Here is a 9,863-nt window from a genome sequence, read left to right as displayed (position 1 = left end):
GGTCCTCAACATCCCTATTGCGGCGAGGTGAGCCTCATGTCCGCCCCCACCACCCAACGCACCAACGTCACCGAGCGCGAGGCCCGGCAGGTGGCGGAGGCCGCCCGCGAGCAGGACTGGCGCAAGCCCAGTTTCGCCAAGGAACTGTTCCTCGGGCGCTTCCGGCTCGACCTCATCCATCCCCATCCGCTCCCGGAGGCCGAGAGCGTGCGCCGCGGCGAGGAGTTCCTCGCCAAGCTGCGCGTCTTCTGCGAGACGACGATCGACTCGGCCCGGATCGAGCGCGAGGCCCGCATCCCCGACGAGGTCGTCGCCGGCCTGAAGGAACTCGGCGCGCTCGGCATGAAGATCGACCCCAAGTACGACGGTCTCGGCCTCACCCAGCTGTACTACAACAAGGCCCTCGCCCTGGTCGGCTCCGCGAGCCCCGCGGTCGGCGCCCTGCTCTCCGCCCACCAGTCGATCGGCGTACCCCAGCCGCTGAAGCTCTTCGGCACCCAGGAGCAGAAGGACGCCTTCCTGCCCCGCTGCGCCCGCACCGACATCTCCGCCTTCCTGCTCACCGAGCCGGACGTCGGCTCCGACCCGGCCCGCCTCGCGACGACGGCCGTCCCGGACGGCGACGACTACGTCCTCGACGGGGTGAAGCTGTGGACCACCAACGGGGTGGTCGCCGATCTGCTCGTCGTCATGGCCCGCGTGCCGAAGTCCGAGGGGCACAAGGGCGGCATCACCGCCTTCGTGGTGGAGGCGGCCGCCGAGGGCATCACCGTGGAGAACCGCAACGCCTTCATGGGCCTGCGCGGCATCGAGAACGGCGTCACCCGCTTCCACCAGGTCCGGGTCCCGGCCGCCAACCGCATCGGTCCCGAGGGCGCGGGCCTGAAGATCGCGCTCACCACCCTCAACACCGGCCGGCTGTCGCTGCCCGCGATGTGCGCCGGCGCCGGCAAGTGGTGCCTCAAGATCGCCCGTGAGTGGGCGGCGGAACGCGAGCAGTGGGGCAAGCCGGTCGCGCTGCACGAGGCCGTCGGCTCCAAGATCAGCTTCATCGCGGCCACGACCTTCGCCCTGGAGGCCGTCCTCGACCTGTCCTCGCAGATGGCCGACGAGGACCGCAACGACATCCGTATCGAGGCCGCCCTCGCCAAGCTCTACGGCTCCGAGATGGCCTGGCTGATGGCCGACGAACTGGTCCAGATCCGCGGCGGTCGCGGCTACGAGACGGCCGAGTCCCTGAAGGCGCGCGGCGAGCGGTCCGTCCCGGCCGAGCAGATCCTGCGCGACCTGCGCATCAACCGCATCTTCGAGGGCTCGACGGAGATCATGCACCTGCTGATCGCCCGCGAGGCCGTCGACGCCCACCTCTCGGTCGCCGGCGACCTCATCGACCCCGACAAGTCCCTGTCGGACAAGGCGAAAGCGGGCGCCAACGCGGGCGTCTTCTACGCCAAGTGGCTGCCGAAGCTGGTCGCCGGACCCGGCCAACTGCCCTCCTCGTACCACGCGTTCAAGCGCGAGACCGACCTCTCCGGCCATCTGCGCTACGTCGAGCGGCACGCCCGCAAGCTGGCCCGCTCCACCTTCTACGCCATGTCCCGCTGGCAGGGCCGGATGGAGACCAAGCAGGGCTTCCTCGGCCGGATCGTGGACATCGGCGCCGAGCTGTTCGCGATGAGCGCGGCCTGTGTGCGCGCCGAGCGGCTGCGCGGCGAGGGCGAGCACGGCCGCGAGGCCTACCAGCTCGCCGACGCCTTCTGCCGCCAGTCCCGGCTCCGGGTCGAGGAACTCTTCAACCGTCTGTGGGCCAACACCGACGACCTCGACCGCAAGGTGGTCAAGGGAGTGCTCGGCGGGGCCTACGAGTGGCTGGAGGAAGGCATCGTCGACCCCTCGGGCGAGGGCCCGTGGATCGCCGACGCGACCCCGGGCCCGAGCGAGCGTGAGAACGCCCGCCGCCCGTTCGGGGGCTAGCAGTACTTGTCGCTCGGATCCCGCGTCGTCCAGGAGCAGGAGTCGACCTTGGTGCCGCTCGCCTTGGTCAGCGTGGCCGTGTCCTTGTCGTTGTTCCAGACGTAGGCACGGCGGCCCTGGTACTTGGTCGACGCGGTGTCCGAGCCGCTGCCGGTACGGATCTTCATGTACTTCCCGGCGCCGATCTTGACGTCCGGGAAGACGTACTTGTGGTTCGAGGCGTCCTTCAGGACCCAGCCCTTGAGCGAGACGGCCGAGCTGCCGCCGTTCTTGATCTGCACCCACTCGGCGTTGAGGCTCGTGTTGGAGCGGTCGTCCCGGCCCGGGCTGTCGAACCAGACGTGGTGGATGTGCACGCCCCCGGCCGCCTGGGCCGGGGAGCTGAGCAGGGTTCCGATGAGCAGGGCCGCGCCCGCGAGAGCGGGCAGGGCGGCGCGTATGCGCACAGTACGCATGGAGAGATCCCCCCAAGGATGTCGTCCGCGAAGTCGTACCCGGACCGGTCGTCCACCGGCCCGACTGAAGTGTTATCACATGATCTTCACTCGGACTTCACAAGCGGAAAAACGCTCCATCGGGCGACGAAAGCTGTTAACGCACCCGCCCGAGGGATGCCCTGTCCGCCCGCCCGCGGCTTGCGGCCACAATGGGGGGATGACCGACAGTCCCGCCAGTCCGGCACCCCTCGCCGATCCGCACCTCGTCTACGACCCCCTCGCGGCCGACGGCCCGAAGGACGTGGTGATCCTCGGCTCCACCGGGTCCATCGGAACCCAGGCCATCGACCTCGTGCTGCGCAACCCCGACCGCTTCCGGGTCACCGCCCTCTCCGCGAACGGCGCCCGCACGGCCCTGCTCGCCGAGCAGGCGCACCGCCTGCGGGTGCGCACCGTGGCGGTCGCCCGCGAGGACGCCGTACCGGCCCTGCGCGAGGCGCTGACCGAGCGGTACGGCGCCGGGGAGCAGCTCCCCGAGATCCTCGCCGGACCGGACGCGGCGACCCAGGTCGCCGCCTCCGACTGCCACACGGTGCTCAACGGCATCACCGGGTCCATCGGCCTCGCGCCCACCCTCGCCGCCCTGGAGGCCGGCCGCACCCTCGCGCTCGCCAACAAGGAGTCGCTGATCGTCGGCGGCCCGCTGGTCAAGGCGCTCGCCAAGCCCGGGCAGATCATCCCGGTCGACTCCGAGCACGCCGCGCTCTTCCAGGCGCTCGCCGCCGGCACCCGCGCCGACGTGCGCAAGCTGGTCGTCACCGCCTCCGGCGGCCCCTTCCGCGGACGCAGCAAGGCCGAGCTGGCGCACGTCACCGTCGAGGACGCCCTGGCGCACCCCACCTGGGCGATGGGCCCGGTGATCACGATCAACTCGGCGACCCTCGTCAACAAGGGCCTGGAAGTCATCGAGGCGCACCTGCTCTACGACATTCCCTTCGACCGCATTGAGGTCGTCGTGCATCCCCAGTCGTATGTTCACTCGATGGTCGAGTTCACCGACGGATCCACGATCGCCCAGGCGACGCCCCCCGACATGCGCGGGCCGATCGCCATCGGTCTGGGCTGGCCCGAACGCGTTCCCGACGCGGCGCCCGCCTTCGACTGGAGCAAGGCCTCCACCTGGGAGTTCTTCCCGCTGGACAACGAGGCCTTCCCCTCGGTGAACCTCGCCCGGCACGTGGGGCAGCTCGCGGGCACCGCCCCGGCGGTGTTCAATGCGGCCAACGAGGAGTGTGTCGAGGCCTTCCGCACCGGCGCACTGCCCTTCAACGGCATCATGGAGACCGTCACCCGGGTGGTCGAGGAGCACGGCACCCCGGTCACGGGAACTTCACTCACCGTGTCGGACGTCCTCGAAGCGGAGACCTGGGCACGGGCCCGGGCCCGCGAACTGACAGACCGGACGGCAACCGCGGAGGCGCGTGCATGACGACCTTGATGTTCATCCTCGGCATAGTGGTCTTCGCGGTCGGCCTGCTCGTCTCGATCGCCTGGCACGAGCTGGGGCACCTGTCCACGGCCAAGCTCTTCGGCATCCGCGTCCCGCAGTACATGGTCGGCTTCGGCCCGACCGTCTGGTCGCGGCACAAGGGCGAGACCGAGTACGGCATCAAGGCGATCCCGCTCGGCGGCTACATCCGCATGATCGGCATGTTCCCGCCCGACGACGCCGGCCGGATCTCCGCCCGCTCCACCTCCCCGTGGCGCGGCATGATCGAGGACGCCCGCTCGGCGGCCTTCGAGGAGCTCAAGCCGGGTGACGAGACGCGCATGTTCTACACGCGCAAGCCGTGGAAGCGGGTCATCGTCATGTTCGCGGGCCCGTTCATGAACCTGGTGCTCGCGATCGGCCTGTTCCTCACCGTGCTGATGGGCTTCGGCATCCAGCAGCAGACCACCACGGTCGCCTCGGTCTCGCCCTGCGTCATCGCGCAGAGCGAGCACCGCGACAGCTGCAAGAAGTCCGACGCCCCGTCCCCGGCCCAGGCCGCCGGCATGAAGAACGGCGACAAGATCGTCTCCTTCGACGGCACGCCGACCAAGGACTGGAACACGCTGTCCGACCTCATCCGGGACAGCGCGGGCAAGACCGTGCCGATCGTCGTCGAGCGCAAGGGTCAGGAGCTGACCCTGCACGCGAAGATCGCCACCAACCAGGTCGCCAAGAAGGACTCCAGCGGCACCTACGTCCAGGGCAAGTACGTGGAGGCCGGCTTCCTCGGCTTCAGCGCCGCCACCGGCGTCGTCCAGCAGAACTTCGGCGACTCCGTCACCTGGATGACCGACCGGGTCGGCGACGCCGTCGACTCGCTGGTCGCCCTGCCCGGCAAGATCCCGGCCCTGTGGGACGCGGCCTTCGGCAACGGCCCGCGCGAGCCGGACTCCCCGATGGGCATCGTCGGCGCGGCCCGGATCACCGGTGACATCGCCACCCTGGACATCCCGGCCTCGCAGCAGGTCGCCATGTTCGTGTTCGTGCTCGCCGGCTTCAACCTCTCCCTGTTCCTGTTCAACATGCTCCCGCTGCTCCCGCTCGACGGCGGGCACATCGCGGGCGCCCTGTGGGAGTCCCTGCGGCGGAACGTGGCCCGGGTGCTGCGCCGGCCGGACCCCGGTCCGTTCGACGTGGCCAAGCTGATGCCGGTGGCCTACGTGGTGGCCGGGATCTTCGTCTGCTTCACCGTCCTGGTGCTGATCGCGGACGTGGTTAACCCGGTGAAAATCTCCTAGCCATCCGACGTTCCAGGCGGCCCGGAACCCCGAGTTCCGGGTCGCCTTCCATTGAGTGGGTTTACCGGGTGGGATGTGCTGGCGCCGGGGCCGGTGCCGTAACCTCGAAGCCTGGAGCCCGCCGTCCACGGGACCGGACCTTGATCCACGACTTGGGGTTGCACAGCAGATGACTGCGATTTCTCTCGGCATGCCGTCCGTTCCGACCAAGCTCGCCGAGCGCCGGAAGAGCCGGCAGATCCAGGTCGGATCCGTGGCGGTCGGCGGAGACGCGCCCGTCTCGGTCCAGTCGATGACCACGACCCGTACGTCCGACATCGGCGCCACCCTCCAGCAGATCGCCGAGCTGACCGCGTCCGGCTGCCAGATCGTCCGCGTCGCCTGCCCCACCCAGGACGACGCCGACGCCCTCGCGACCATCGCCCGCAAGTCGCAGATCCCGGTCATCGCGGACATCCACTTCCAGCCGAAGTACGTCTTCGCCGCCATCGAGGCCGGCTGCGCCGCCGTCCGCGTCAACCCCGGCAACATCAAGCAGTTCGACGACAAGGTCAGGGAGATCGCCAAGGCCGCCAAGGAGCACGGCACGCCGATCCGCATCGGTGTCAACGCCGGCTCCCTCGACCGCCGCCTGCTCCAGAAGTACGGCAAGGCGACCCCCGAGGCCCTGGTCGAGAGCGCCCTGTGGGAGGCCTCCCTCTTCGAGGAGCACGACTTCCGCGACATCAAGATCTCGGTCAAGCACAACGACCCGGTCGTGATGATCGAGGCCTACCGCCAGCTCGCCGAGCAGTGCGACTACCCGCTGCACCTCGGCGTGACCGAGGCCGGCCCGGCGTTCCAGGGCACCATCAAGTCGGCCGTCGCCTTCGGCGCCCTGCTCTCCCAGGGCATCGGCGACACCATCCGCGTCTCCCTCTCCGCGCCCCCCGTCGAGGAGGTCAAGGTCGGCATCCAGATCCTGGAGTCGCTGAACCTGCGCCAGCGCGGCCTGGAGATCGTCTCCTGCCCGTCCTGCGGCCGCGCCCAGGTCGACGTCTACAAGCTCGCCGAAGAGGTCACCGCCGGCCTGACCGGCATGGAGGTCCCCCTCCGCGTCGCCGTCATGGGCTGCGTCGTCAACGGCCCCGGCGAGGCCCGCGAGGCCGACCTCGGCGTCGCCTCCGGCAACGGCAAGGGCCAGATCTTCGTCAAGGGCGAGGTCATCAAGACCGTCCCCGAGTCCAAGATCGTGGAAACCCTCATCGAGGAGGCCATGAAGCTGGCCGAGCAGATGGAGGCCGAGGGCATCGCCTCCGGCGAGCCGTCGGTCTCGGTCGCGGGCTGAACCCAGCCGGATCCCGGCGCCGCTCCCACGGGGGCGGCGCCTCCTGGTTTCGCCAGGTACAGTCTGGAGATCAGCAGAACCCCAGGGTGAGGCCCCGTACGTGTTGACCCAGACCACCTCTCGGGTGCTCGAACCGAGTGACCTGGACGCCGCGCTCGCCGTCCTCGACCGCGAGCCGGTCGCGAACGCCTTCGTGACGTCCCGGGTGCAGATCGCCGGGCTCGACCCCTGGCGCCTCGGCGGCGAGATGTGGGGCTGGTACGAGGACGGCATGCTCACGTCCCTGTGCTACGCGGGCGCCAACCTGGTCCCGATCTGCGCCTCCCCGCGCGCCGTCCGCGCCTTCGCGGACCGCGCCCGCAGGGCCGGCCGCCGCTGCTCCTCCATCGTCGGGCCCGCCGAAGCCACCGCCCAGCTGTGGCGCCTGCTGGAACCGCACTGGGGCCCGGCCCGCGAGGTCCGCGCCCACCAGCCCCTGATGGTCACCGACCGCATGCCCGCCGACATCGCCCCGGATCCCTACGTCCGTCGCATCCGCAAGGACGAGATGGAGACGATCATGCCGGCGTGCGTGGCGATGTTCACCGAGGAGGTCGGCGTCTCGCCCATGGCCGGCGACGGCGGCCTGCTCTACCAGGCCCGGGTCGCCGAACTGGTCGGCTCCGGCCGCTCCTTCGCCCGCCTCGACGAGCACGGCAAGGTCGTCTTCAAGGCGGAGATCGGCGCTGCGACGAACCAGGCCTGCCAGATCCAGGGCGTGTGGGTGGCACCGGAGTACCGCGGCAGGGGCCTCGCGGCGCCCGGCATGGCAGCGGTCCTGCGCTACGCCCTGGCGGACGTGGCCCCGGTGGTCAGCCTCTACGTCAACGACTTCAACACGGCGGCGAGAAGGACGTACCGCAGGGTGGGCTTCCAAGAGGTGGGAGCCTTCATGAGCGTGCTCTTCTGAGCCACCTGTACCCTCCCCGCATGGACCTCGTGATCGGCCCCCTGGACCTCGCAGCCCACGTGGACGAGGCCCTCGCCGTCCAAGCCGTGGCTTTCGGACTCGAACCGGACGAAGTCGCCGTACGCCGCCAGATCGTCCAGCGCCACATGCAGTACCCGGGTGCCCGAGCCCTCGGCGCGACCACCGGCGGACAGCTCGTCGGATTCGTCTACGGCATGCCCAACTCCCGTACCCACTGGTGGTCCACGGTCGTGGAGCCCTACCTCCGCGCCCAGCACAACGACTTCTGGCTGGACGACTCCTTCGTCATCACCGAGCTGCACGTCCACCCCGCCCACCAGAACCGCGGCATCGGCCGCCGTCTGATCACCACCATCACCGACGGCGCCGCCGAACCCCGCTCGATCCTCTCCGCGATCGACACCGACAGCCCGGCCCGCGGCCTCTACCACTCCCTCGGCTACGTCGACCTCGCCCGGCAGGTCCACTTCCCGAGCGCCCCGAAGCCGTACGCCGTGATGGGCGCCCCCCTGCCCCTGCGTCGGCGCTAACCGATTTCCACCGGAACAGCCAGCCCGGCTAACCTCCTATGCCAGAACCCTTACCCGGCAGGAGTACGAGAACCATGGCGAACGCACCGGTCCAGCGCATGTCCCAGTTGATGGCGAAGACGCTGCGCGACGACCCGGCGGACGCCGAGGTCCTCAGCCACAAGCTCCTCGTCCGCGCCGGCTACGTCCGCCGCACCGCCGCCGGCATCTGGTCCTGGCTGCCCCTCGGCAAGAAGGTCCTGGCCAACGTGGAGCGGGTCGTCCGCGAGGAGATGGACGCCATCGGCGCCCAGGAGGTGTCGCTCCCCGCCCTGCTGCCCCGCGAGCCCTACGAGGCGACCGGCCGCTGGGACGAGTACGGCCAGGAGCTGTTCCGGCTCAAGGACCGCAAGGGCGGTGACTACCTCCTCGGCCCGACCCACGAGGAGATCTTCACCCTCCTGGTCAAGGACCAGTGCACGTCCTACAAGGACCTGCCGGTGATCCTGTACCAGATCCAGACCAAGTTCCGTGACGAGGCCCGTCCCCGCGCCGGCATCCTGCGCGGCCGCGAGTTCCTGATGAAGGACTCGTACTCCTTCGACACGGAGGACGAGGGCCTCGCCCGGTCCTACGCCCTGCACCGCGAGGCCTACCGGCGCACCTTCGAGCGCCTCGGCCTCGACTACCGCATCGTCGCCGCCACCGCCGGCGCCATGGGCGGCTCCAAGTCCGAGGAGTTCCTCGCCCCGGCCGAGGCCGGCGAGGACACCTTCGCCGACTGCCCGAACTGCGACTTCGCCGCGAACACCGAGGCGGTCTCCTACGAGCTCAAGCCGGTGGACGGCTCGGCCGTGCCCGCGCTGGAGGAGATCCCCACCCCCGACACCCCGACCATCGAGACCCTGGCCGCCTCCCTCGGCGTCCCGGCCTCCGCCACGCTGAAGAACCTGCTGGTCAAGGTGGACGGCGAGATCGTCGCCGTCGGCGTGCCCGGCGACCGCGAGGTCGACCTGGGCAAGGTCGAGGCGCACTTCGCCCCGGCGGTCGTCGAGATGGTCACCGAGGGGGACTTCGCGGGCCGCCCCGACCTGGTGCGCGGCTACGTCGGCCCGCAGGGCCTGGGCGAGAAGGTCACGTACATCGCCGACCCGCGCGTGGCCCCCGGCACCGCCTGGATCACCGGCGCCAACAAGGACAACACGCACGCGAAGAACGTCGTCGCCGGCCGTGACTTCGAGGTCGACGCGTACGTGGACGTCGTCGTGGTGCAGGAGGGCGACCCCTGCCCCAAGTGCGGCACCGGCCTGAAGCTGGACCGTGCCATCGAGATCGGCCACATCTTCCAGCTGGGCCGCAAGTACGCCGACGCCCTCAAGCTCGACGTCCTCGGCCAGAACGGCAAGCCGGTCCGCGTCACCATGGGCTCCTACGGCATCGGCGTCTCCCGCGCCGTCGCCGCGCTCGCCGAGCAGACCGCCGACGAGCACGGCCTGTGCTGGCCCAAGGAGGTCGCCCCGGCCGACGTGCACGTCGTCGCCGCCGGCAAGGCCCTGCAGACCGAGCTGGCGCTCGACGTCGCCGAGAAGCTGGCCGCCGCGGGCGTCCGGGTCCTGGTGGACGACCGGGCCGGGGTCTCCCCGGGCGTGAAGTTCACCGACGCCGAGCTGATCGGCGTACCGCAGATCCTGGTGGCCGGCCGCCGCTCCGGCGAGGGCGTGCTGGAGCTGAAGGACCGCAAGAGCGGTGAGCGCGAGGAGCTGTCCGTCGAGGACGCGATCGCCCGCCTCACCGCGCAGTAAAGGAAACCCTCAGAGAGTTCTCCCGGGGCCTATAGGCGCCGCACAGGGTTCTCT

8 protein-coding genes are annotated in these 9,863 nt (G+C 70.2%); 7 read left to right on the top strand and 1 reads right to left on the bottom strand.

Annotation, left to right across the window (positions count from 1 at the left end; genetic code table 11):
• The first annotated feature begins 36 nt into the window (after positions 1 to 36).
• Entirely contained in the window at positions 37 to 1,974 is a 1,938-nt protein-coding gene (locus BEK98_RS36675) for an acyl-CoA dehydrogenase family protein (protein ID WP_094221082.1), read from the top strand.
• On the opposite strand, the gene BEK98_RS36670 is transcribed toward BEK98_RS36675, so the two are convergent.
• Positions 1,971 to 2,429, bottom strand: a complete 459-nt coding sequence (locus BEK98_RS36670) for a lamin tail domain-containing protein (protein ID WP_094221081.1) — start codon at positions 2,427 to 2,429, stop codon at positions 1,971 to 1,973. The two genes, BEK98_RS36675 and BEK98_RS36670, sit on opposite strands and share 4 nt — an antisense overlap.
• A 199-nt stretch (positions 2,430 to 2,628) precedes the next feature.
• Here BEK98_RS36670 and dxr point away from each other — a divergent pair, with 199 nt between their 5' ends.
• The 6 genes from dxr (at position 2,629) to BEK98_RS36640 (ending at position 9,809) form a co-directional block, all read left to right on the top strand.
• Positions 2,629 to 3,900, top strand: coding sequence for a 1-deoxy-D-xylulose-5-phosphate reductoisomerase (dxr, locus tag BEK98_RS36665; protein ID WP_094221080.1), 1,272 nt, complete (start codon positions 2,629 to 2,631; stop codon positions 3,898 to 3,900).
• Entirely contained in the window at positions 3,897 to 5,201 is a 1,305-nt protein-coding gene (locus BEK98_RS36660; protein WP_094221079.1) for a M50 family metallopeptidase, read from the top strand. The genes dxr and BEK98_RS36660 overlap by 4 nt, the downstream gene beginning before the upstream one ends.
• 169 nt (positions 5,202 to 5,370) lie before the next feature.
• Positions 5,371 to 6,528, top strand: a complete 1,158-nt coding sequence (gene ispG / locus BEK98_RS36655; protein ID WP_094221078.1) for a flavodoxin-dependent (E)-4-hydroxy-3-methylbut-2-enyl-diphosphate synthase — start codon at positions 5,371 to 5,373, stop codon at positions 6,526 to 6,528.
• A 100-nt stretch (positions 6,529 to 6,628) separates the two neighbouring features.
• Complete coding sequence (locus tag BEK98_RS36650) at positions 6,629 to 7,477, top strand: GNAT family N-acetyltransferase (protein ID WP_094221077.1); 849 nt, start codon at positions 6,629 to 6,631, stop codon at positions 7,475 to 7,477.
• Between the two features lie 20 nt (positions 7,478 to 7,497).
• Complete coding sequence (locus BEK98_RS51385) at positions 7,498 to 8,028, top strand: GNAT family N-acetyltransferase (protein WP_094221076.1); 531 nt, start codon at positions 7,498 to 7,500, stop codon at positions 8,026 to 8,028.
• A gap of 74 nt (positions 8,029 to 8,102) precedes the next feature.
• Entirely contained in the window at positions 8,103 to 9,809 is a 1,707-nt protein-coding gene (locus BEK98_RS36640; RefSeq protein WP_094221075.1) for a proline--tRNA ligase, read from the top strand.
• Positions 9,810 to 9,863: the final 54 nt, after the last annotated feature.

Origin of the sequence: Streptomyces diastatochromogenes (genome assembly GCF_002242805.1) — a bacterium.
Classification (GTDB): Bacteria; Actinomycetota; Actinomycetes; order Streptomycetales; family Streptomycetaceae; genus Streptomyces; species Streptomyces diastatochromogenes.
Note: the sequence above shows the minus strand (reverse complement) of the source record. Positions and strands in the feature narration are given on the sequence as shown.

Excerpts from the sequence above, each read along its gene's own strand:
- BEK98_RS36660 (WP_094221079.1), top strand. The coding sequence starts at position 3,897 with ATGACGACCTTGATGTTCATCCTCGGCATAGTGGTCTTCGCGGTCGGC.
- BEK98_RS51385 (WP_094221076.1), top strand. The coding sequence starts at position 7,498 with ATGGACCTCGTGATCGGCCCCCTGGACCTCGCAGCCCACGTGGACGAG.
- ispG (WP_094221078.1), top strand. The coding sequence starts at position 5,371 with ATGACTGCGATTTCTCTCGGCATGCCGTCCGTTCCGACCAAGCTCGCC.
- BEK98_RS36640 (WP_094221075.1), top strand. The coding sequence starts at position 8,103 with ATGGCGAACGCACCGGTCCAGCGCATGTCCCAGTTGATGGCGAAGACG.
- dxr (WP_094221080.1), top strand. The coding sequence starts at position 2,629 with ATGACCGACAGTCCCGCCAGTCCGGCACCCCTCGCCGATCCGCACCTC.
- BEK98_RS36675 (WP_094221082.1), top strand. The coding sequence starts at position 37 with ATGTCCGCCCCCACCACCCAACGCACCAACGTCACCGAGCGCGAGGCC.
- BEK98_RS36670 (WP_094221081.1), bottom strand. The coding sequence starts at position 2,429 with ATGCGTACTGTGCGCATACGCGCCGCCCTGCCCGCTCTCGCGGGCGCG.